This is a genomic window from Peribacillus sp. B2I2, from assembly GCF_041261685.1.
Lineage (GTDB): Bacteria > Bacillota > Bacilli > Bacillales > DSM-1321 > Peribacillus.
The window spans coordinates 2,645,230-2,668,885 of the sequence record NZ_JBGCCB010000001.1 but is presented as its reverse complement, the minus strand read 5'-3'; the positions used below and the strand labels follow the sequence as shown (position 1 = coordinate 2,668,885).

Here is a 23,656-nt window from a genome sequence, read left to right as displayed (position 1 = left end):
ATATTTATCAAGGCGATACCAACGCAAGTATTAGTGTTTGAATATAAGGATCATCTAAATGAATATCATGAATGATCAAAAAGGAAATGGTCAGATGAAATTTTTAAATGGAGAGTGTTCATTATTCTATATTTAATCGCGATTCTTTTCCCTCCCTTAGCCGTATTATTAGTGGGTAAACCTATTCAGGCAGTGCTTAACTTAATCCTCACACTATTTTTCTATGTTCCCGGTTTAATTCATGCCATCTTAGTGGTGCATGATAAACAAGCTGATAAACGAATGAAGCGGCAAGCAGCACTTATTGCTAAATCGAAACGAAATGACTAAGTGAATATATACAACCACTTTTAACCCAAATAACGTACACCAAAGGTGTACGTTATTTGGGTATTTAACATCAGAAAGAATTCGTTACTTGAACCTGTGCGACTTCCTAGGCCCTCTATGGTAACATGCATCACATATATTAAAACGTGAGTCATTCGGCAACCTTTTTCCACAGCGCTTGCATTTTTTTTGATAATTCAACATTTCATCTTTTAACTGATCATGAACGCCATCACTGATTTCTTCACGGATACGCTCCCAATAAACAGCTTCAGTCCTCTTGCCCATCCGATACAAGAATAATAAATGAAGCCCTATCGCTTTATAAGAAAGCTCCAATTCCTCCAGGTTTCTAGTCTTGATGATCGGTTCAGGAAGATCACTGCCCTCGGCAATCGCTTCGACCGTTTCCAGCCACTGCCTGATCAGACTTGGTTCCTTGGCTGAAAAAGGAATATGCAGGAAACCATATAAATCCATTAAGGAAAAACGCGCTTCGATTTCAGTATCCCGTATCAGCTCGTAAAGCTCCCTTTCTTCCGATAGAGATGCCTTTTTCGTGCCTTTAGGAGGCTCGAACCTTTCCCACATTTCGAAAAATGTTCCCATGTTCCGGTAATATTTTTGAAAACGTTCAAATACAGCAGAGGTTGGGGCAATGGTGAAGGTTTGAACGGGTTCATCCACTTGTTCCAGCAACTTATTCATGATTCTAATCTCTGCTGTAAATGCTACCTTGCCAGTGTCGTAAATACCTTTTCTACCCGCCCGCCCTGCGATCTGTTTGATTTCTTGAGAAGTCAATCTTCTTCTTCGTGTCCCGTCGAATTTTTCATTTTCAAGAAAGACGATACGGCGGATTGGCAAGTTCAATCCCATCCCAATCGCATCTGTGGCAACGACAACTGATGTTTCACCGCGATTGAATAACTCTATTTGCCGTTTTCTATTTTCTGGAGGCATACTGCCGTATATCATGCTGACATTATGTCCACTCTCTTTTAGACGGGACGCGGTTTCCAGTACCTGCCTTCTCGAAAAACAAATGAGGGCATCTCCTTTTTTGGTATACTTCAATCCAAATTCCTTTTGTTCTACCTCAAGCGGTATTTCCCGTCTGTATTCGTGGAGTTCTAAATCTGCCTCATTCAAAAGGTTCAGAAGCATCATTTTGATATTCTTGCTTCCGATGATATGGACCTCTCTCGCATTTGCTTGCGTGATTGCCCGAAACCACGAAAAGCCTCGATCTTTATCGGCTATCATTTGGGCTTCATCTATAACGATTACTTCATGGTAGTCCTTTTCATGAAACATTTCAACGGTGCTCGAGACATGATTGGCACCCGCAACTGCCTTTTCTTCTTCACCGGTTTTTAATGAGCAAGGAACACCATCCGCATTTAATTTATCAAACACTTCGAGGGCCAGCAGTCTTAGGGGAGCTAGATACAAACCGCTCTCCGCTTCCTTCATTTTTTGTAGAGCCCTATGAGTCTTCCCGGTATTAGTCTCTCCGATATGCAAAACATACCTAACCTTTTTCCCTAATGATGGAGTATAGGCCTTACCTATGATGTCATCAATCATCCTTTGCTCTTCAGCCCGCTTTTTTGCTTCCTCTGCCAATACTTCAGCTTTTCTTCTTTCTCTGTTCGCCTCGTCCTTTTCAAATATTTCTTCATGCAATGTTTCATCAAAAGGTATTCCTTCGAGGTTCATTAAATCAGAAAGGTATTCTTCCTGAAGTTCTTCAAAACAGGCCTGAGACAAATCAGTCAATTCATCCCGTAGTATACCTTGAAGGGCTTCAACCGTCAGTCTCTCACCATATGACTCCAAAAAATCATGATGCAGTGCTACAGGTAAATGGTTCAAGTATTTTTTAGGTGCTAATTTAATAATGAAATCCGAAACTAACCTTTCATACCGGTAAAAATAATTTTCATATTCATAATGGTTTTTTCCCCAATCGAGTAACGTGTGAATATCCCCTGTCAGCTCTTCCAAAAAGTCGGTGACCATTAGGTATTCGTTAGGTTGAAATCCACCTTCTTCAACCAATTGTTCTTCAAGCAAGTATGGATCGACATATTGGAATTTAGGCTTATTATTAAGATCCGCTGCCAAAATTCCGGCAATATGATACCTGACATGTAAATATAAAAGAAGTGAGTTTTTTTCAAAAAATGTATTGGCCTCTTCTTGTAGCCTTACGCGTATCTTCCAACGCTGCTTAGCTATCCGCTGTTCTTCTTGTCGTTTAAAGAAGTTTTCCCTCGCATTTTTATATCTCTTCTCCCAATCATCTGGATTTTCAGCAAAGGATTTTTTAATCCACGACAAGGCATCAAATAGGCGATACTTCTTTAATTCATTCCGGAACATGCTATTGATAAGCTTATGATCTGAGCCTTCCGTAACAAATCCCCTTTCGCTAAGAAACACCTTTTTTTCCTTTCTCGGCACATCGTTTGATGCTTTATTTAACCAAACATTAATCCAAATTTGCTCAATAAAAGACATCCTGTCAGATAAATATGTTGCATATGAAGGCATTGACTCTTGATTCTCGAAATAAAAATCCATATCCTGGATTATTTTTTCCTTTGTATTCTCTATAGCAATAGGATATATACTTTCTAATTTTCCCATAATGATCCCCTTTTGAATTATCCGTTATGTACTAATTCTTACCTATTATCCTCTCCAAAACATTGTTTTAAATGAGCGAGATACATTCGTTTTATCTATATAATTCATGTGTTTCGTTAATCATGATAAAAAGCAGAAATGCCAAGCTGTATGACCTCCGGACGCGCTCGGGTTAATTCCAATCCAAGTATGTACGTTTAAGGTACTCTTACCATTTCACGTACAGTATAATAGATATTAGATAGACTGATTATCGACTTTAAGAAAGTGAAGTCTATCCCGCATTCAGAAAACAATCCACGATTTAGCTATTTGGTCATCAGGCGCATGAAAATTTAATGATATTTAAAAAAAGCCGATATTAAGGTAAAGGGCAATTTTTAACTGACTGACATTCGTACTGAACCAAGAAAAATAGAAACAGCCCATTACACGATCGGCTACTTCTCGATTACAATATCCAATAAAACGAATCCCACCTCTTAATTGAGTTTAGTGGAAATCCGGACGACTGTCACGGTATTCAGATTCCGCTTTCGTGTCTTTCTAGTTCAATATGAGAAATAACATCCGGAAACCTAAAAAGACTGTAGATAAAAGAGGAGCCTTAAAATGATTCAACAAGATATCAATTATTTTAAAAATTTGGACTCAATCGCTAAAGAAGTATTAACACTATTAGCTCAAAGCATTGGTGTGAATACATTCTTCCTTTCGATATTGAATCCCATACAGAGTTTTATAATCAAATCCTTCAATAGAAATGCAAAGTTAATTTGTGAAGGTGACATCATTCCTTATAATATGGTTTATTGCAAATTAGTTGTTGAGAATGGCTTGGAACCACTTGTTATCCCGAATTTAAAGGAACATGATTTGACTAGTGGACACCCTGCGACGAAGTTTATTGGAAACGGTTGTTTTATGGGGGCCCCCCTTATTAATGAGGGTGAAATCATTGGTACATTATGTGCATTCGACATTAAACCCTATGATTTTAAAGAGTATGATCTGATACTCATTAAGTCTTTGGCAGCTTTGATTAGTCAAACCATCATTCTTGAAAATGGAATTATCAGGGATCCTTTGACAGGTCTTTATAATAGGCACTTCATTTATAATTATTTTGATTATCAAAAGGATAAACAAAACGATGAAATGGCCATTCTTTACATCGATCTTGACCACTTTAAATTTTTCAATGATTCCTTTGGTCATGATGCTGGTGACGAGGTTATTAAACAGGCAGCTGGATGTCTTTTGCAAACCGTACCTGGTGACAGTCATGTGGCTAGAATCGGTGGAGATGAATTCATTGTATTATTACATCCATCCCATTGTGAGGATTTAATGAAAAGCACACAGCAAAGCGCTGAATTATTATTGAACCATTTATCCACCATGCCCATTCAAATTAATGGAAATGATCATTTTGTATCGGCTAGCATAGGGATAAGCTTTTATCCTCATAATGGTACGAAAATGGAGTCACTTTTGACAAAAGCGGATCGTACGATGTATAAGGCTAAAGAATCTGGTCGTAAGAATATTCAATACTACCACCCGCTGTGATTTTCGGAAAATTCAAAAAAAACCAGTTCTCCTTAGAGACTGGCTTTCTTTCACCTTAAAAAAATCCAACGTTTAGCTTTCAACCTTTGCAAAAGCTTGAGCAGATCAGCATTTCCCTTATGTATCCGTTTCTCGGATGGTGAAGCGGAGGGGGCCGGGATGTTAACTCTCTCGGGTTTTTTGTTCATATTCTGAAAGACCCTTCCTATTCTTTAATTTTGAATAGTATATGCGGGTTTTCCATTAAATATCATCAGGCAAAGGAAAAACCTCTGCCCCGTTTCTTATAAAACATTTTTTAACCGGCTGAAGCGATCAGCTTTTTCTTTTTGTTTCAGGATAATGCGTTCGTTCTGTTTCATCACCTTTTTAGTATGGGGACTTAATCCTACATTGGGTATTTTCACCTGTGGTTTGATTACGGTAACTGACACTTCGCTGCCAGCTTTATCATAAATGCTCATTTATCCTTCACCACCTTGGTTATGTTTTATGACCATATCGAACATCATGATTAATAATGCTATTAATAAACAATCGACTTCTGAAACGAAGCTTTCTGATTTCACGTCAAGGATATAGGGTTCCATCAAAATGCTTACAGGCTGCAGAGCCATTTTCTCTTCATCATTATAATACGTATCTTCTCTTTCCAATGTAGCACGAATGGTACTGCCATTCAAGTTCGGATGCCCATTTATCACCAATTGCTTGTCCTGTTCCGTTTTGAAAGGAAGAATTTTCACGTCCATCCCTTCCTTTGCTGCATAAGCTTGAAGGAGAATGCTCAAATAAGCCAAGTATTCCTTATTCGTTTGATAATACTCAGGAATCCCTTCTTTCTTTAGGAGATGAAACATATTCTTGACCTTTTCCCTATTATCCGTTAAAAGTTTGTCACTTTCCGCAACAGCTTTTGTTGCATAGGACAGTTCGTTATCGCCAATTTTGGATATATACATGCTCAAGAACACAAACATATCAATGAGGATAAATACGATAGCCATAATCAAAAAATTTTTCCACTCATTAAATATACTCATCGGATAGAAATTCCAATAAATCAATGCTCCCAGTATAAAAATGACATACCAGGTTTTTCGAATCGCTTCAATCCTTTTAGTTACCTTGTCTTTATATTTCCAAGAAAGAATGACATATGCCAATAAAGCAAAAAATACTACCCATACAAAGACTCTGAAAAACATTAACAATCGATTTATCACCCTACCCTTCATCCTGCTGCTACATTTCTTATTCCGTACTCTATATTATTCATTATATATACCTCTATTCCCTGCCTAGGGCGTGTGAAACTTAACCACTGTCGATGAGTTTTCACTTGACTCCCAAAGTGAGTTTCGAGTTAATGAATCATCGGTTCACATCTATAGACCTGAAGGGTAAATCCAAATCATTTCCATTGTGGGACATCGCATTAAATAACCTTATATATTCTGTGATATGATAAGTTAACGAAAAGGTCTGATTAATATGGGAGGAACATATTCATGCTGAAAATTATAAAGATCATCATTTCTTTTTTTATATTATTGTTACTTTTCCTTAACCTCTATCCTCCGCTAGGGAGGCGGACAAACAAAGAAAAAGTGAGAGCATTCACTACAAAAGAGAATTTTGCCAAGGGTAAATTCCACAATCAGATTCCTGCTGGTCAAGCGATGAGCCTTAAACATACTGGTTCCATTTTAAGGGATTACATAAAAGGCAATCCAAAAAGAAGGCCCGACCATCCAATTGTAATAGGAGAAAAAGAACCTGCATCATCTGAGAATTCCAATAAAATCACCTGGTTTGGTCATTCTGCATTCATGTTGGAGTTGGATGGTAAAACCATTTTAGTGGATCCAATGTTTGGAAAAGCCCCCACTCCCTTTCCTTGGTTTGGAAACAAGCGCTTTAGCGGGGAGTTGCCTATCGATTTGGATTTGCTGCCACCTATCGATGCCGTCTTACTCTCACATGACCACTACGATCATTTGGATTATTTCTCAATAAAGAAATTAAAAGATAAGGTCGGTCAGTTCATTGTTCCACTCGGTGTCGGTGGACATCTTGAAAGATGGGGCGTGAAAAAAGAACTGATTCAGGAACATAATTGGTGGGATGAAGTTTCATTCAAAGAGTTGCAATTTGTTTGTACGCCTGCAAGGCATTTTTCTGGAAGAAGTTTAAACGATGGCAATACGACACTTTGGTGTTCTTGGGTAATTAATGGCAAACAAGAAAAGGTATTCTTCAGCGGCGACAGTGGATATGGTGGCCATTTTAAAGAAATCGGCAAAAAATACGGTCCTTTTGATTTAACTTTAATGGAATGCGGCCAATATGATGAGCGTTGGTCAACCATCCATATGATGCCTGAAGAAACTGTTCAAGCACACATTGATGTAGAAGGAAAACTGATGATCCCTATTCATTGGGCAGGTTTCACATTGTCTTTTCATGACTGGACAGACCCGATAGAACGGGTAACAAAAGCGGCCAATGATCATGCCGTACAGGTCTGCACACCTCAACTAGGCGAGCCAGTAATGATTGGGACAACAGATTTCCCTCAAACAAAATGGTGGAAATAAAAATGGTCCTTCCCGAATGGGATGGACCATTTTTATTCATTTCGCACTTTGTTCCCCTTTATATTCAAGATTCACTTTTATCGAATGCTCTTTCTTCCCGCCAAAATAATTCGTGCCTATTACACCTAAAATGATTAGTATCGACCCCAATATATCGTAGATCGTAATCTTTTCATCAAGAATGAGAGCTCCTGCAGCAATCGTGACAACTGTGGAAAGATTTGCAAATACGCTCATTTGGGACGCTTTGATCTTTGATAAAATCGTATTGGATAATAACGAAGTGACCAATGAAGCCAATATTCCCAGATACAAAATGGAACTGATGAATTCCATGCTCGACCATGGTGTAAAAAATTCCGGCATCGTTCCTTGTTTTAGATGGGTGAAAAGTGCGGCCACGTTAAAAATGACAAATCCTGTTCCCATCATGAAAAAGGACATTTCACCAGGTGTAAAATCCTTGGCAAGTGAACGGGTCATCGTTGTATAACATGCGGTTGCTATACAGGATAGCAAGATCAACACCATCCCAAGCATGTCAGAAAAATTGATCGTACTCCCTTTCACCACGAAAATAAAAATGACCCCAATTACAGACAAGATAATCGAAAGCTTTTGATATAAAGATGTTTTCTCCTTCAGGAAATATCCAGCTATCATCAATGTTAGAATTGGAGTGACTGCAGATAGAATTCCAGCATCTGTGGATTGTGAATACTTAAGTCCGAAAGTTTGAAAGGCAAAGAAAAGAGTTGGGAATAACAAGGATAGCGGGACCAGATTTTTAACCGACTCCCATGAATAGTTCACTTTAATGACTTTAACGGCAACAAGGAATAAAATGATGACGAAAGAAACGGTGAATCGGAACGCCAAAGTATCAAGCGGATTCGATTCTGCAATGGCCATTTTGGTGAATAAGAAAGATAGGCCGACAATACTTGCATGAAAGATGGCTAACATATATGCAAAAGTTCGGGATTTCATGGATGCAACTCCTTAACTAGATTACTATATTTCCTTTTTAGTTATAGTACCCTTTGCATCTGTATTGCAACCCAAGTTAAAGTTAAAAGATAAAGTTGGCATAAATTCCTCCTTTGAATTAAAGTGCTGCTTTTAACGTTCATGCGGTTTTCACTTTTTTTCAAAAGATATAGATTAAGAACACCGTTAAGTATGATCATGTACAGTTTCAAATATGGTAAAATTTCAACGAGAAAGTGAGGTATACATATATGTTAGTTACTACAGTAATATTCCTTATGGCAGGACTGGCGGAAATTGGTGGTGGCTACCTTATTTGGCTTTGGTTAAGGGAAGGTAAATCCATTTATCTTGGTTTAGCCGGAGGTTTCGGGTTGGTATTATACGGTATCATTGCAACTTTCCAAACGTTCCCTACTTTTGGACGTGTATATGCTGCATATGGCGGGGTTTTCATTGTTTTATCGGTTATATGGGGATGGGGCATTGATAAGAAAACTCCTGATTTATATGATTGGATTGGAGCAGTAATCTGTCTAGCCGGGGTTTCAATCATGATATGGGGACCTAGACAGTAAAAAAATTAAAGGGCCTTATGCCCTTTAATCAGACTGTTGACAGACTCAAAGAAAAGCGAGTTAGCCTGCAGTTTTTTTAATTTAAAAACGTTCCAGCCTTTCAGAAACCTGCGCCCTTTCCGCCGACTGTCTGCCAAGCGTCTTGGTGTCTCTGCTAGCCGGTTTTTCTTGCAGGAGTGTCGCAAATGCTTCAATCTTGTGCCGTATAAAACAGTAAAAAATCAGGGGAGTATAACCAAGTCTTGTTTTAAAATCATGAAAGGGAATGAGACCATTCCGAACCTGTCGTTTGAATATTCAGACTATCACCCACGAACTTTCCCAATTGTGGAAACATTAATCTTACATGCTAGTATGTTGGCCACCCTTGGGAATCCGCACCCTGATTCATTTCTCACCTACTAACCCCGTCCCAAATCTATACCAGGTATTCCCTTCTTTAATTATCGATGGATCATGAATAAGCGTATCACCGATTAATGCCCAATTACTCGCTGATGCAGCGTTACCTGCTGAAAAAGTAATGAATAAAGTAAAAATCAATACTGAAAATGTTTTGTACTTTCCCATAAACCCCTCCTTTAAATATATATTTGAAAACGCATACATAATTCATGATAATCTTTTCATTAACTGGTTCCAAATTGAAATACAACTCATGTTTATTAGTTAGTAGCACTATAAAGGGGCGGTTTAATTTCCATTTGCATTTTTTTGTCATTTGATAGAGTAAAGTAAGAAATAAGGGTAACAAGTAAAACAACTGCGCTTAAGCAATAATATGTATTTTGGAAACCCATGAATGAATACATACTACCCGCTACGGAAGAAAAAATAGTAATGGCACTCTGTTTCGCAAAATTAAATGCCAGTAAATAAATGGTTGCGCTTAGTCTAGTATCAAATACTCCTGTAATGTATTTAAAAATGGAAACTAAGAGTAAGGGCATTTCAAAAGCTGCAATCAACCTGAATATTGATAAGAGAACAGGGCCCGTAGCTATTGCACTTCCAAAAATACGAACGAAAGTTAATACACCGAAAAGGATGAGCCCATTTTTAGCACCCATTTTATTTACGATCACAGGGGCAAAAATCATTAATATGGCTTCAAGTCCAACTTGAATGGAGACTAGCTTACTAAATATATCCGTTCCATATTCTTTAGAAGAAAAGAATTGTACATAATAGTTAGGAAACTGTTGATCGAACACATCATATATGGCGGCCGTGCCGATTATTAAGAATGAAAGGTACCAGAAGCTCTTTATTTTAAATATCGAAAGAACAGCTTTTTTACTAATTTCATTTCCTTTAACCTTCGAGCCTCCTGACTTGATATGGTCTTGACCTTCTATTTTAGCCGTAAATAATAAGACAGCTAAAAAAACTGCAGCACCTGATGCAAACCAAAAAATTGAATTTGGGTTTTTTACAAACATTACTCCCCCAATCAATGAGGCCGTAGCCCCTGCTATAGATCCGAATAACCTTACCCTGCCATATTCAAAACCATTATTACGACTCACTCTTTCTATATAGGATTCAACAACCCCCACCCCGCCGTTGAATACTGCACTAAGGTATACGCTTCCTATAATTGCTCCTATAACTATATTCGCTTTAAGTAATGGGGCATAAAGGAAGCTGAAGAAAGGCCCCATGAACATTAAAAGGATTACGACGACCCAAAATAAGTTTTTTTTGAATCCCAATTTATCTGAAATGATTCCTAAAAAAGGTTGATAACATAGTGCAATTAATGACATCGATGAAAAAACAATGCCTGTTTCACTTGGGTTAAGTCCGGCAACATCTTCTAACCATAATGGGAGGAAACCAAGAACGATTGCCCAAATAATAAAGTAAAAATAAAATAGTCCTCCAAAATTCCAAAAACCTTTAGAAACATTCATATAAAGTCCCCTTTACTTATTATAAGACATGCATTTGAATGAATTTAACCATGCTAAAATGCAAGCGAATCTTTCCACGGCATTGTAGAAAGATTCCAAGCTGAATTTTAATATTTCATCTCTAGCTTTTACTTTTACTTTTATTCACCTCATCCGGTACTGGGATCCCAAAGTTTGGAGAGCCATCCTGGTTCCAGTTAAATACTTGTGCCCGTGTATGACGATTTGGATCATACAAGGGATCCCCTTCAATTTCGGTATAATTACGAGCATGGTAAATTAAAATATCTTCACTCCCATCCTCTGAAACTGTAAAGCTATTATGACCTGGTCCATATTGTCCATTTTCCGGTGCACTTTGAAAAACGGGAATTGGGGATTTAGTCCAAGAAGCAGGGTTTAACAAATCGCTATCTTCCTCAGCCGTAAGTAAACCCATGCAATAATTATGATCTGTTGCACTGCATGAATAAGTAATGAAAACCTTTCCATTTCTTTTAAGCATTGCTGGACCCTCATTAACATGGAAACCAATGGTCTCCCAAGGTAATTCAGGCTTTGAAAGCATTACCTGTGGACCCTTAATTGTCCAAGGATTTTCCATTTCCGCAATATATATATTGGAATTACCTTTAATATTCAAATCCCTTTGAGCCCATACATAATATAAAATACCATTATGTTCAAAAGCGGTAGCATCTAAAGAAAAAGTTTCCCATTCTGTCTTAACTTGTCCCTTATGTATCCATTCTCCCTTTAAAGGATCAGGACTTTCATTCTCAAGTACAAACATTCGGTGGTCGAACGTTCCGTTTACTGGTTGATCGGTTCTCGCCGCAGCGAAGTAGATGTACCACTTTCCCTTTATAAAATGAAGTTCTGGAGCCCAAATCAGTGAGTTTTGCGGTCCAGTCTCATTTTTTCTCCAGACAGTAATAGCCTCTGCTTTACCTATTCCTTGAATAGTTTTAGATCGCCTGATTTCAAGTCGGTCATATTCTGGTACGGATGCAACAAAATAATAATAGTTATCCGAATGCTTATATACCCAAGGATCTGCTCTTTGTTCAACAATTGGGTTCTTATAAGTTTGCATTGTATTCATATTTTAGTCTCCTTTTTGTTTAAGTCTATTCTTTGAATCTAGTTGTATTTATCTACGATATGGAATTTTTTCATGCCGGCAGAGAAAAAACACCACCCCCTATTGTGTTTATAATAATTTTTTGCCCCGACCCAATAATCTTAATGATAAATAGATTCACAATTTATACGGACTAATTTTAGAAAATATCAAATTATCTTAATATTCATCCGTATAATTAAATAATAAGTTGTCGTTTCGAGGATGTCAACGCTTTCTTTTGTTATTATTTTGAAATTCCAGAGTAATATATCGAATAATTTGTACGTATAGCTTTGAATGGTGAATGGATGACACTGAGAATTACCATTTCTAAATCGAAACCTTTTTGCTACCTATCTTGTCTACGATCCAAGCAATTATAAAAACACTTGTGAACAGTAATCAGTTTCCCATTATTGACAAGTTTGCTGTCACTCGGGACATACAATTTTCCCCCTCCGAATTCCGATGGTCATACTATTAAACTAAGGATTGCACCCTTTTTGATACGCCAAAAAGCCCTCTTATCAAAAGAGGGCTCAGTTTGTAGACAAAAGGGGTTCAGAACTTGAGGTGATGAGGATCCTTTTTATACATGATTCCTTGATACGCTCGTGTTTCCTTTCGAACCAGCAGCTATCATTAAGAGTCTATAGAAAATCTTTTCGGACAGGTCTGTATCTTTAAAGCGTCGCTTAAAATGACTGTAGGAGAAAGCGGCCCTGAAAACGCATCTTTCATCAAGTGATGTACCCGAAACAACTGATTCAAAGCAACACCTTCAACTCCTCAGGTAGGGTTTCTATCTAAAAGTTGATTAGAGAGGAAGGTACGAGACTTCTGCGGGCACAAGCCGAGGAGGTGCCCGGACCGCCAGCGAAAAGCGAGGCCTTGCGTTCCAATCAACGTTCAAATTGTACCAGCCATAAAAAAACTGTAGTCAAACTCGATTTTCATCGAGTTTGACTACAGTCTGAGCCCTCTTATCAAAAGAGGGCTTTTACCTAAGATAGGATCAAGCTTCCAAGGCTTCTTTACGCTTTCTTTCCTTTGATTCAGTTATTAGATCATAACCAAGATAAAGGATGATGGCTCCGCCTATTAATTTTATATATAACGGAACGTCCGCTACAAAGAAATAAATCATAGAAAATAATGTCCCTATAATGCATAACCAAAAAATAATATGTTTTAAAAATTTCAAAGTAATGACTCCTCTCAAAAGATGAGGTAATTTCTATTTCGCTCCACTTTAAGGAGGAATTAATTATCCGTACCATCATTCTAACATTTATTCTTTATATAATGGAGTGAATCGTATTGCGAAATTATGAACATTTATGGGTTATCCATATTTATATCCTTACAATCGATTTCTTCTAGCGCAGGACAAACGCCAAGACTTGTCAATTTGCATAATTTTGATAGGAACCATGACTCCGCTAATAGAAGGTAATTATACATGAAATGACAGCTAGGTATCCCTTCACTGACATTTCATGCATTTGATTTTACATGATATTCATTTTATTGGACTCTACCGCCATTTCTTCAGTTTGTTCCTTATGATCATTTTTGTAATAAGCCATTTTCACTGGAACGAATGATAAAGCTACCGCGGCAATGAGACCCGGAATGGCGAAGGCAATGAAATTCAATTGGATGGGTAGCGAGATGGATAATAAGAATCCGCCAAGAATGGGTCCAAGCATACCGCCGATCCTTCCGATTCCAGATGCCACTCCTAGTGCAGTCGATCTAATATTTGGTGGATAGTACTGGGAAACATAGGCTTGTACTAGGTTTTGGGCACCAATGGTACAGGCTCCTGCAATCGCTACCAATGTGTAAATCACGAAGGAACTTCCACCCATCCCCAATAGAGTCAAACTGACTGCCCCAAGCGCATACATCGGCACAAGCATTTTCTTGGATCCATAACGATCACAAAGTTTAGCGATGATAAGCGTGCCTATGATAGCTCCCCCTTGAAGAACGATCAAGAAACCTAAGCTTGAATTCAGCGCATACCCTGCCTCGATCATTAGCTTTGGAAGCCATGTATTCAATCCATATACCATCAATAGGCACATGAAAAAGGCGATCCAGAACATCAACGTGCTCAGGGCACGGGAATCCTTAAACAATCCAACAATCGGCATATTGGTATCCGGTTTTTTCACATCTACAATTTCGTCCTTGATGTCGAATTCACTCTCCGGACTGACCCTGGATAATATCCTGATTAACTCCTCTTTTCTGTTAACTCTGATCAGATGCGTCGAAGCCTCTGGTAAACGTTTCATCATGAAGGGTAAAAATAACAATGGTATTCCTGCAAACCAGAATATTGATTCCCAACCTAATGTCGGCATAACCAGGATACCCAGTATCGGTGCAAGCATCCCTCCGAATGAATAACCGCACAAAACGATCGAAACGACCATGCTCCGCATCCTTTTCGGTGCATAATCCGTCAATAAGGCAATGACGTTCGGCATAATGCCCCCAAGACCTAATCCCGCTAAAAACCTAAAAGTCGAAAACATTGTAGGCGTATTCGCAAATCCACATAAAAGCGTAAACAAACTAAATAAAATCAGTGTAATCGCTATTACGTTTTTTCTGCCAATCCGATCTGCTAATGTACCAAAGAAGATGGCCCCGAACAACATTCCAAATAGACCGTAGCTGCCCATAGCCCCAGCTTCCACGGAAGTAAGGTTCCACTCCTCCGTCAATAGCGGGACGACCGTTCCGTAAACGACAAGGTCATAGCCGTCAAAAAGGATAATGATAAAACACCATGCCAGCAATCCAAAATGAAAGCGGTTGAACTTACTGTTGCTAATTACCTCAGTCGTATTAATTCTTGCCATAAAATTTTCTCCTCTCCAGGTGACTACAATACTTCTCTCAAAATGACAGCGCTTACGTAATACTTTAAAAAAACATCGATACACTCATCTTTTATACAAATAGTGAACTGAGTTATCTAATTATTATTATAATGGCTAATTATCTGATATTTCAATAAAAACTTTCATAATAAATTAAAGCTTTAAAATGATTCAAGACAATACAAGGGATATATGTTTTTTGAAATATCCTTAAATGCAACTAGCTATAACGTATCTGGACATCCGTATAGACAACAAAAAACCAGTTCCTTAACGGAACTGGTTTCTAATTTAAAAAAGGTAAGCCGCCATTGCCGTATTCAAGTAAGAAAGTTTTAAACCACCACTCCTCAAAGTGGGTGTTTGCAGAAACAATCCTGTTGTCCAAGTCAGTGACGAGGCATAACATTCCTGTTTCGATGTAAAACTCCCTATTACAGCTTAAAGGTTAAAACTTAATTATCATTACGAACAACGCAGCTTGTATAATTATAATACCTAAATATCATCAATCTTGCAAGTTTAATAATCCTAAGGAACCAAAAAATTATTATGTTACACGATAAGTGGAGCGAAATTAGTTACGGCCGAACCAAAGCGACATGTACTTACTCCCCCCTTTATTGGGTTTCCTAAGGTAGGTAAGATATATTTTTAGAAATATTGTGCAAGATAAAATTAGGACAGAATAGCAAGTGTTTATCTTACGGATGTCTAGTTTCGGATGTTGAACCTGACAATAAATACTAAATAACCTTTGCAAATACTTGTCAGGAGTCTATAATATTAACTAACAGATTTGATTGGAGTGACTAGTTATGCTTTCAAATATTGGTTTTCCCGGCTTAATTTTAATCCTTCTTTTAGCTTTAGTTGTTTTTGGACCGAATAAACTTCCTCAAATCGGACGGGCCGTCGGCACCTCGCTTAGAGAGTTTAAGGATGCAACCAAGGGAATAACGGAAGAAATACAAGAGGAATTCAAGGAAGACGTACAAGCTGCAAGGAAAGAATCGATAAAATGAAAAAATGAAAAAGACGCCTGCACGCAGCAGGCGTCTTTGATGCGTTTGAGGCGCAGAACCGTCAGGCCACATCCCGACGTTTAGCTAAAAGCTTGTTCTTCGACTTACACAAATTAGCTCATCGCTTTATTAATATAACATTAATTCTATTTTATTTCAAGAGATTTATTAAACGGCCGCTTAACGGCATCCCTTGGAATTGAATGTTGATCCAAATTTTATAAACCGCTTTGAGGTTTTTTTATTAATATATTCTATCGAGCTCATTATTAAAATACAAAAAATCAAATAATCTCCTTTAAGCCCGTTCTGCAAACAAATCCTTGAACTACACTACAAGTTCATCGTCATTTGGGTCAATTGATCCGATGAAACGGCAACTTGATTGAACGCTTCATTAATTTCATCGAAAATATCATTCAGTTCTGTCATTTCCTTGGTGATTTTAATATTTTGCTCTTTTACTGAAAGCATGGCCTTTGCTATATCGGTAAAAAATTTGCCCGTTTCTTTCCCTTGCTTCGTGCCTTTAGTAATCTCCCCGCTAACCATTGAAATTGAAGTATTCATTACATTGATAAAATGAGCAATGCCACTAACCAGTTTCACTACTTCCGAAACTGATTGCTTGGTATTTTCCGAAAGCTTCCTTACTTCACCTGCAACAACCGCAAATCCCTTGCCATTATCACCCGCTCTTGCGGCTTCAATCGCTGCGTTCAATGCCAACAAATTCGTTTGTTCGGCAATAGAAGTGATAATCGTGACAATTCGTTCAATTTCCTTTGATGTATTGGATAGCTGTTCCATATCTTTTGAGATGATCGTCATTTGATCTTGTGTTTTTACCAATCTTTTCTCTAACCCTTGTAACAGTTCTACACCTTCATTTGATTTCCCCTCTGCATGTATCGCAATCTCTGACCCCTTTTGAGTGAAATCATGGATTTCGACTACCTTATTTGCCATTAATTGCGTTGCTGAACTTGTCTCTTCACTGATTGCTGCCAATTCTTCGGCATTTTGATTGACCTGTAGTTTAATCGTTTCTTTTTCTTCAAGGTTTTGTTGACGAATCTTCTCATTTTCAAGTTCATATGCCTCTAAAACTATTTGCTGCTCTAAATTAAAAATTTTAGTGACTGCCAGAATGTTATCCTGATATTGCTCTATATTCTTTATATTGGCCATCACATGAATGATTATTGATTGCAGTAAATCTTGAAAAGCACTCATATACCATTTTGGCTGCAGTCCAATTCGCACATGTACCTGTGCGATAACATAACGCTGTTTAATGTAAGCATCATCAATGGTACCGCTAAACATTTCGAACATATGACGATGCAGTGTCTTTTTCAACCTATCGATAGAACTATTGGCCGAAATGATTTTCAATAAAGAGGATTCATTTTCTAGATTTTTATAAAAATTTTCAACAATTTGGGTCAGATGTCCTTTCACTTCTTCTTGTAAAGAACGAATGATGCATAAATCCCCGATCGTCAAATGAATCATCTCCACTTGTGTCAATACGCTCGGATAATCCCTGATATTGATACCGACTTGTTCCTTAAATTGCAAATAGTCTATTGAATCTATCTTTTGTTTATTTCGCCATAAACTTTTCATGATGAATTACCCTCCAATTTTTCTACCCATATATATACTATTTCGACATAAAGCCTGTTAATCTTTAACTAATTTGATAATTTTCCCTCTAAACAAGCTAATATCACACAAGATTTATGAACTATATGGACCAAAACAAAAAAACACTCCAGAGAGTGTCTCAGACTGTAGACAAATTAGAGAAGAGCCAGTTTACCTACAATTTTTTCTAAAAAAGTTCAATTGATTTCAGAAATCCGCTCCCTTTCCGCCGACTGTCAGCCAAGACTCCTCGCCGCAAGCGTCTGTGGGGTCTCGCCTAGCCAGTTATTCGGCAGGAGTGTCGCAAATTTCTTCAATCTAGAGGGTTTCATCCGGATAATCAAGTTTTCATTTAAAATCATGGTTCGGGGTGAGAGCATTCCGAACCTCCTTTTGTCGTCTAACTGAGACACTACAGAGAGTTTCTTTTTCAATGATTATTTTTCCTGCTGGTTAAGGTTGGAATGTTTACGGGAATAAGTGAAGTAAATGACGACTCCGATAGCCATCCAAATCAAGAACCTTATCCATGTATGACTTCCCAATTGAATCATCAAGAATACGCAAAAAACGATTGCTAAGCCCGGAACGAGCGGTACAGCCGGACAATAAAAAGCACGTTTCATATCCGGTCTTGTTTTCCGTAAAACGATGACCGCTACGGAAATCATCGTAAACGCAGTCAATGTTCCAATGTTGACCAACTCTGCCAATTCACCAAGCGGTATGAATGCTCCCAGTAAGGCCGCTATCAAACCAAACATCCATGAAGCAGCATATGGTGTTTTATATTTCTTATGAAGTCTTGATAAGGATTTAGGCATCAGCCCATCACGTGACATCGCAAACATGATCCGGGTTTGGCCATATAACATCACCAAAATCACCGTTGTCATACCGAGGAACGCACCTAGATCAATGATCCCTGCAACCCAATTTTGTCCTGCGCTTTGCAAGACCAAAGAAATCGGGTGATCGAGAGCCGTGCTGAATTGTGCATACGGTACCACACCTGTCATTATTAAACTCACGACCATGTATAGCACAACACAAATGACAAGAGAACCGAGTATTCCACGTGGTAAATTCTTTCCTGGATTTCTTGTTTCTTCAGCAGCAGAAGCAACCGCATCAAAGCCGATGAAGGCAAAGAACATTAATGCGGCAGTTGAAAATACCCCATCGATTCCAAATGGCATGAATGGCTGCCAGTTTTCCGGTTTTACATAATAAATAGAAGAAACGATGAACAGCAAGACTACCAACACTTTTATGACGACCATTATGTTATTAATCCTAGTCGTTTGTTTCGTGCCTCTGGAGATCAATAAAGTAATCGCCATTACTATCAAAAAGGCTGGCAAATTCATATAAGTAGTGACACCATCAACCGAACCCGGTGCTGCCGTAAATTTCTCTGGAAAGTTAATCCCGAATCCACTTAAAAATGATTGGAAATAGCCTGACCAGCCTGCCGATACGGCACTAACGGCCAATAAGTATTCAAGGATTAAATCCCAGCCGATTATCCAAGCGGCAAATTCACCTAGAGTTGCATAAGCATACGTATAAGTCGAACCGGAAACCGGTACGGATGCTGCAAATTCCGCATATGCGAGTGCAGCGAATAAACAGGCAAGACCTGCAATAACGAACGATAATGAAAGTGCAGGACCAGCATTTACTGCACCAGTACCTGTTAATACAAAAATGCCTGTACCAATGATTGCTCCAATTCCAAGCATCGTTAAATCCCAAGCGCCTAGTTCCCTTTTCAATCCCTTACCGCTGGAACTTGCGTTTATCAATAAGTCCTCAATGGACTTCTTTCTAAAAATACTCATGCTATCTCCTCCATAAATTTTAAAAACTATTCTGAAAATTGCAGACGAATAAATTAACTTGCTATTTATATCGGAGAAATTTCGACAAATTCCTACAAAGCCTGAATTATCTGACTTTCAAATTATACGTATTAACACTTCCATCGTCAATGGATTATTATTGTAAAATTCTGTTTTTGATTCCTCTACAGAATGTAAGAATTAGCATTAAACAGAATTATCCTTCATTATCAATACATTCAGTAGTAACCTTTGTAGTTCATGCTGTTTTTTAAATCGACCGTTCATTATCTTAATATCATCAATAGCAAAATGCTGGAGTGTTCCCTGTAATCCTGTATTTTGGTCTTATTGAGTTTTAACATTATTTATCCTAGATGGATTTAACATTCATTTTTCCATATGTATTATTATGAAATAATACATCAATATTATTATGATCATTCACGCACCAATAGTTTGACGGAATCAAAGTACATCTCTATACTTATTAAGTCTTAAAAAAAGTACGGGAATTATGCTTAATAATTGAAGAAGGTGACATTCATGGATTTTACGATAACCTATCTGTCTTTTTATTTAATCCAAGTCGATGGAAAAGGCGATCAGGCTGATAAGCGTTTTAAACATTTTCAAACTCTTGATACCCAGGAATACGAAGAAAGTCCTCTAAAGGATTTTTTGGATGGGGAATTGATGAAGATTTCCAAACGAAAAGTGGACCGTCATCCAAAAACTGAACAAATACCGACGAAAATCGGTTCTTTTATTGTCGAAGAAGGACATGCACTTGATTCCAACCCTAATTACAATGTATTTGACCGTGTTCGATATGCTAAAACGAAAGAAGAATTCCAAGAGGAAAATGAACAATTCACGCGGTCATATATTGATACTAGTGCCGTCCGCGGCGGTGTCTTCATAATCGCATCGGCTAAATTATCGAAATATCTCGATGAACCATTCGTTTTCTTATTAAAATGTGATTTCGAGCCAAAGGTTGCATCCATTTCGGATGAACGGACCCTGATCAGACACGTTGAAATGGCCATCACCACCAAAAATATGAAATCCATTCAATACCCCTATATGCCCGAAGAAGGAATGGTCGAGGAAGGCGAACTGAAAATTCACCAGGCTTCACATGCCCGCTACTTCGAGGACTTTTTGAAATTCGTTGAATATGGTGAATCGATGCCGGAAATCATGAAAAACCAAGTCATCCATATGGTTCATGAACATGTATCCGCTCAATTCGAAGAAAACAGTGACGAACTGCACAAATTCGAACAGGACCTGGAAATCTGGGAAACAAGCGATAAGCGGGAAATCCAGGAACGTCTTGAAACCCACCAGGTCGTCGAAGCTACTGCCCAGATTGTCGAGCATACACCTGAAGCCGAACTGCGAATGAGGCTTGGCAGTACATCTGTCAAAGGACTGTTAGCCGATTTCGGCGATAGCATCCATTTAGGAAAGATTAATGGAAAGTATGTATTAATGATAGAATCCGATACAATAGAATTCGATAAAGGTGTATCACCGATTGAGTTTCATAGGCCTGATGATTTGATGGAGATTGTGGAGAAGATTAGTAGGAAAAGTGTTGGGGAGTAAACAAGGAATGGTGATTATAGTGTTATTGAAGCGATTTTAACTGGTTTAGTGACCAAAAATGTGACCAATCGTATTCCACAATTAGCCTTGTCACTACAGCATTTTTGAATAGTCTAGTGACCAAATTAGTGACCAAAATTTATGCTCTTGAAGCTGTGATTAAGGGTTTCCTTTCTATAAAAAAGAAGTACTACGCATTTTTTATCAAAAAAATCCTACCTCCTATTATGGAGATAGGATTTTTATTTTAATGCTGCAGTCTTTGTGAATCGTTACAGGTCATAACTAACCACTTCAGTTGTTAAGAACATAGCTGCAACTGATGCTACGTTTTGTAATGCAGAACGAGCCACTATTGATATAACCACGTTTTAATTAAATTAGACTACATCTTGTATTAATAGTTGAGTAATACCACAATTCTCAGGTGTAGCCGCTAAGCAAATTTTTGAGATACCCTTACCTAATAACCTTTCTCCGAACTCCCCATCGTTAATATTGAAACCAAACTTACAAACTAACGGAGTTCCCCATCATATCTTTTTAGATGAAACAAACCTTACTATATTTTAGCCACAATGGTGAAACCATCAATTTTACATTGCTTTAATAGAGTTTTACCTGCTTCTCTATGTCAGCTAACTTCCAAATGATTTACTAAATCTTCTTGGGTACGATTTCAGATATATATTCTGGTTTCCTCCTTTCTTTGTAATATTTTGCTACGCTCATAACAAGGTGAACATCCACTTTTTTAAATTTTTTAATTTATTTGGGGCAAAATCTAAATAGAAAAAATAGGTAATCAAAGGAGAGATTTAAGTGATTATTTATACAGCAACTAACATGATTAACAACAAGATATATGTCGGCAAGAGCAAGGGGAGAGGCGGAACAAATGAGGCTAGCTTAAATAGGAGAAAGAGACAACACAAACACACTGCTTTAACAAAGAAATCCCAAACATTCTTTGCAAAAGCCATCAGAAAATATGGTTGGGAATCATTTGTTTGGGGGGTCATTGATACAGGAACCTCGAATGATGAACTTATCGAAAAGGAAAAGTATTGGGTTCGCTACTATCAGTCTAACAATGAAAAATTTGGCTACAACCTGACTGAGGGTGGTGATGGAATCGACGGTTATAAGTTTTCAGAGGAACTAAAAAAGAAATTAAGTGATGCACATAAAGGGGTAAAGCTGTCCGAAGAACATCGGAGAAGAATTGGTGAAAGCAACAAAGGGCGGGTTGTCACAGAAGAAACTAGGCAAAAGATACGAGATAAACAATTAGGGGTTCCAAGAAAAACAGCGGGTGAAAAACATCCATTAGCAAAACTAACGGAATCAAATGTCAAACAAATAAAACAAATGCTTATGAGAGGCAAACCCAAACGGGAGATTGCCAAAGAATTTGGAGTAACTAGGAACGTGATAACGTTCATTCAGCAAGGTCAAACATGGGTAAATGTTGAAGTTGAAGGATTTAAACCCTTTTCAATTGATGTCCTTGGAGAAAATAATGTCAATGCTAAATTAACCAAAAATCAGGTTATTGAGATAAAAAGACTTTTTATACAAGGGGAAAAAACTGACAAAGAAATTTCTAAACTATACGGGGTGAGTTTATCTACCATAAATCGAATTCATCTAGGGAAATTGTGGAACCACGTAGAGCTAGATGGTTTTGTTCCGAAAATACCGAAGAAACTCAAATTGACACACCAAGAATTCAGAGAAATTATGAAACTTCTTGATGAAGGAGAATCGTACCGAAAAATCGCTTCCAAATACTCAACATGTGTTAAAACTGTAAGCAAAATTGCAAAAGGGGAAACATATCAAGAATTCACACATTCTTATCCCCACAAAAGTAAAAAGGTCATGCTTTAGCAGCAAGACCTTTCCGTGGATTAAATAGGTAAAAGTAAGTTCTCACTTCGAACAACAGCTAGAGTAGAGATGTTGTCCATTTTCGAATATCTTTATATTTTAGGAAAATACCCCTTTTTAATACATTAGAAGTTTTTAAAGGGGGTTAATACCCTGGTAATGGGATATTCATAAGAACAAAGGTTAACTGTTGGTATAGCAACTTGAAATTTTCATGGTATGTGGATGAAGCAACCTACTCCATCTCACCCCCATGCCCCTAGTAAAAATGTGGAAATCTCCTCCCCCATATCATCTACTGCAAATGAAAAGAGACCCCTTAGAGAGTCCCTTGTAATTGCTTAGCTTCTAACTCATTTTTTCTTCTAATAAGCGTTCTTTTTGTAATGCCTGTCATTGCCTCAACTTCTTTATAGGTATGAGTTTTGAGAAGTTCAAGAGCATTGTGTACTTGTTGTTTTGTATGTTTTCTTGGTCTTCCTTCTCTAAAGTCGTCTCTTTGTTTTGCAAGTGCCTTTCCTTCCTGTGTACGTTCTACAATTAGGTTTCGCTCCATTTCAGCCACAGCTAGTAATGTAGTGAGGAAGAAGCGCCCCATGTTCGTGTCCTCCAGTAGACCTACATTCAGTACATGAACCTTTACACCGTTTTCAAATAGGCTCTCAATTACTTCAATGCCTTCTTTTGTGTTCCTAGCAAGACGGTCTAGTTTTGTCACTACCAAGGTATCACCTTCATGCAGTTCATGAAGCAGCAGTGTGAATTTTGGACGGTCTGTGCTTGTACCAGTGAACTTCTCTTCATAAACAACCTCGCACCCTTCTTTCTTCAGTGCTTCAGTTTGTACCAGTACTTCTTGTGCTGTTGTTGAAACCCTCGCATAGCCATATTTCATGTCATTTTCCCCTTTAATTTATGTCACTATGTTTTGTCACCTTTCAATACCTTGATTTTACT

At 37.9% G+C, this 23,656-nt stretch carries 20 protein-coding genes, 1 other RNA gene and 1 pseudogene; 7 read left to right on the top strand and 15 right to left on the bottom strand.

The window, feature by feature from the left end; all coding sequences use genetic code 11:
- The first annotated feature begins 123 nt into the window (after window positions 1-123).
- Window positions 124-330: a YqaE/Pmp3 family membrane protein gene (locus tag ABIE66_RS13240; protein WP_370017037.1), complete on the top strand. Its 207-nt coding sequence runs from the start codon at window positions 124-126 to the stop codon at window positions 328-330.
- Between the two features lie 84 nt (window positions 331-414).
- Here the strand turns inward: ABIE66_RS13240 and ABIE66_RS13235 are convergent, their stop codons facing one another.
- The gene (locus ABIE66_RS13235; RefSeq protein ID WP_370015020.1) at window positions 415-2,985 is read right to left on the bottom strand and encodes a DEAD/DEAH box helicase; all 2,571 of its coding nucleotides are present in this window, start codon (window positions 2,983-2,985) and stop codon (window positions 415-417) included.
- A gap of 612 nt (window positions 2,986-3,597) precedes the next feature.
- Between ABIE66_RS13235 and ABIE66_RS13230 the strand changes: the two genes are divergently transcribed.
- The gene (locus tag ABIE66_RS13230; protein WP_370015018.1) at window positions 3,598-4,557 is read left to right on the top strand and encodes a sensor domain-containing diguanylate cyclase; all 960 of its coding nucleotides are present in this window, start codon (window positions 3,598-3,600) and stop codon (window positions 4,555-4,557) included.
- A gap of 284 nt (window positions 4,558-4,841) precedes the next feature.
- Here the strand turns inward: ABIE66_RS13230 and ABIE66_RS13225 are convergent, their stop codons facing one another.
- Both ABIE66_RS13225 and ABIE66_RS13220 read right to left on the bottom strand, forming a co-directional pair.
- Complete coding sequence (locus ABIE66_RS13225) at window positions 4,842-5,021, bottom strand: hypothetical protein (RefSeq protein WP_289325037.1); 180 nt, start codon at window positions 5,019-5,021, stop codon at window positions 4,842-4,844.
- Window positions 5,022-5,783 (bottom strand): type II toxin-antitoxin system SpoIISA family toxin, encoded by a 762-nt coding sequence (locus tag ABIE66_RS13220; RefSeq protein ID WP_370015017.1) that lies wholly within the window; start codon window positions 5,781-5,783, stop codon window positions 5,022-5,024.
- Between the two features lie 285 nt (window positions 5,784-6,068).
- Between ABIE66_RS13220 and ABIE66_RS13215 the strand changes: the two genes are divergently transcribed.
- Window positions 6,069-7,157, top strand: a complete 1,089-nt coding sequence (locus ABIE66_RS13215; RefSeq protein ID WP_370015016.1) for an MBL fold metallo-hydrolase — start codon at window positions 6,069-6,071, stop codon at window positions 7,155-7,157.
- Window positions 7,158-7,193: 36 nt separating this feature from the next.
- Here ABIE66_RS13215 and ABIE66_RS13210 read toward each other — a convergent pair whose 3' ends face one another.
- Window positions 7,194-8,147 carry a DMT family transporter gene (locus ABIE66_RS13210; protein ID WP_370015015.1) on the bottom strand — a complete coding sequence of 318 codons (954 nt, stop codon included), beginning with the start codon at window positions 8,145-8,147 and terminating at the stop codon, window positions 7,194-7,196.
- 251 nt (window positions 8,148-8,398) lie between these two features.
- Here ABIE66_RS13210 and ABIE66_RS13205 point away from each other — a divergent pair, with 251 nt between their 5' ends.
- Window positions 8,399-8,725 carry a YnfA family protein gene (locus ABIE66_RS13205; protein WP_370015013.1) on the top strand — a complete coding sequence of 109 codons (327 nt, stop codon included), beginning with the start codon at window positions 8,399-8,401 and terminating at the stop codon, window positions 8,723-8,725.
- 387 nt (window positions 8,726-9,112) lie between these two features.
- Here the strand turns inward: ABIE66_RS13205 and ABIE66_RS13200 are convergent, their stop codons facing one another.
- The 6 genes from ABIE66_RS13200 to ssrS all read right to left on the bottom strand — a co-directional run bounded on the left by ABIE66_RS13200 (window position 9,113) and on the right by ssrS (window position 15,153).
- Window positions 9,113-9,295 carry a hypothetical protein gene (locus tag ABIE66_RS13200; RefSeq protein ID WP_370015012.1) on the bottom strand — a complete coding sequence of 61 codons (183 nt, stop codon included), beginning with the start codon at window positions 9,293-9,295 and terminating at the stop codon, window positions 9,113-9,115.
- Window positions 9,296-9,390: 95 nt separating this feature from the next.
- Complete coding sequence (locus ABIE66_RS13195; RefSeq protein WP_370015011.1) at window positions 9,391-10,641, bottom strand: MFS transporter; 1,251 nt, start codon at window positions 10,639-10,641, stop codon at window positions 9,391-9,393.
- A 121-nt stretch (window positions 10,642-10,762) separates the two neighbouring features.
- The gene (locus ABIE66_RS13190; protein WP_370015010.1) at window positions 10,763-11,746 is read right to left on the bottom strand and encodes a glycoside hydrolase family 43 protein; all 984 of its coding nucleotides are present in this window, start codon (window positions 11,744-11,746) and stop codon (window positions 10,763-10,765) included.
- 1,036 nt (window positions 11,747-12,782) lie between these two features.
- Window positions 12,783-12,971 (bottom strand): hypothetical protein, encoded by a 189-nt coding sequence (locus ABIE66_RS13185; protein WP_289325029.1) that lies wholly within the window; start codon window positions 12,969-12,971, stop codon window positions 12,783-12,785.
- Window positions 12,972-13,278: 307 nt separating this feature from the next.
- Window positions 13,279-14,646 (bottom strand): MFS transporter, encoded by a 1,368-nt coding sequence (locus ABIE66_RS13180; protein WP_370015009.1) that lies wholly within the window; start codon window positions 14,644-14,646, stop codon window positions 13,279-13,281.
- Between the two features lie 319 nt (window positions 14,647-14,965).
- Window positions 14,966-15,153, bottom strand: a non-coding RNA gene (gene ssrS, locus ABIE66_RS13175) — 6S RNA.
- 332 nt (window positions 15,154-15,485) lie between these two features.
- Here ssrS and ABIE66_RS13170 point away from each other — a divergent pair.
- Window positions 15,486-15,692 (top strand): twin-arginine translocase TatA/TatE family subunit, encoded by a 207-nt coding sequence (locus ABIE66_RS13170; RefSeq protein WP_289316484.1) that lies wholly within the window; start codon window positions 15,486-15,488, stop codon window positions 15,690-15,692.
- 333 nt (window positions 15,693-16,025) lie between these two features.
- Here the strand turns inward: ABIE66_RS13170 and ABIE66_RS13165 are convergent, their stop codons facing one another.
- The 3 genes from ABIE66_RS13165 to bcaP form a co-directional block, all read right to left on the bottom strand.
- Window positions 16,026-17,324: a protoglobin domain-containing protein gene (locus tag ABIE66_RS13165; RefSeq protein ID WP_370015008.1), complete on the bottom strand. Its 1,299-nt coding sequence runs from the start codon at window positions 17,322-17,324 to the stop codon at window positions 16,026-16,028.
- A gap of 257 nt (window positions 17,325-17,581) precedes the next feature.
- Window positions 17,582-17,725: a hypothetical protein gene (locus ABIE66_RS13160; protein WP_370015007.1), complete on the bottom strand. Its 144-nt coding sequence runs from the start codon at window positions 17,723-17,725 to the stop codon at window positions 17,582-17,584.
- A 57-nt stretch (window positions 17,726-17,782) separates the two neighbouring features.
- Entirely contained in the window at window positions 17,783-19,189 is a 1,407-nt protein-coding gene (gene bcaP, locus ABIE66_RS13155; RefSeq protein ID WP_289325026.1) for a branched-chain amino acid transporter BcaP, read from the bottom strand.
- 546 nt (window positions 19,190-19,735) lie between these two features.
- On the opposite strand from bcaP, the gene ABIE66_RS13150 reads away from it, so the two are divergent.
- A complete protein-coding gene (locus tag ABIE66_RS13150; protein ID WP_370015006.1) occupies window positions 19,736-20,806 on the top strand; it encodes a DUF3900 domain-containing protein in 1,071 nt (356 codons plus the stop codon).
- A gap of 272 nt (window positions 20,807-21,078) precedes the next feature.
- Here ABIE66_RS13150 and ABIE66_RS13145 read toward each other — a convergent pair.
- Window positions 21,079-21,159, bottom strand: a pseudogene (locus tag ABIE66_RS13145) (TCP-1/cpn60 chaperonin family protein); the annotation flags it as partial.
- A gap of 469 nt (window positions 21,160-21,628) precedes the next feature.
- Between ABIE66_RS13145 and ABIE66_RS13140 the strand changes: the two are divergent.
- The gene (locus ABIE66_RS13140) at window positions 21,629-22,699 is read left to right on the top strand and encodes an NUMOD3 domain-containing DNA-binding protein (RefSeq protein WP_370015005.1); all 1,071 of its coding nucleotides are present in this window, start codon (window positions 21,629-21,631) and stop codon (window positions 22,697-22,699) included.
- Window positions 22,700-23,018: 319 nt separating this feature from the next.
- Here ABIE66_RS13140 and ABIE66_RS13135 read toward each other — a convergent pair whose 3' ends face one another.
- Window positions 23,019-23,594, bottom strand: coding sequence for a recombinase family protein (locus ABIE66_RS13135; RefSeq protein ID WP_370015004.1), 576 nt, complete (start codon window positions 23,592-23,594; stop codon window positions 23,019-23,021).
- Between the last annotated feature and the right edge of the window lie 62 nt (window positions 23,595-23,656).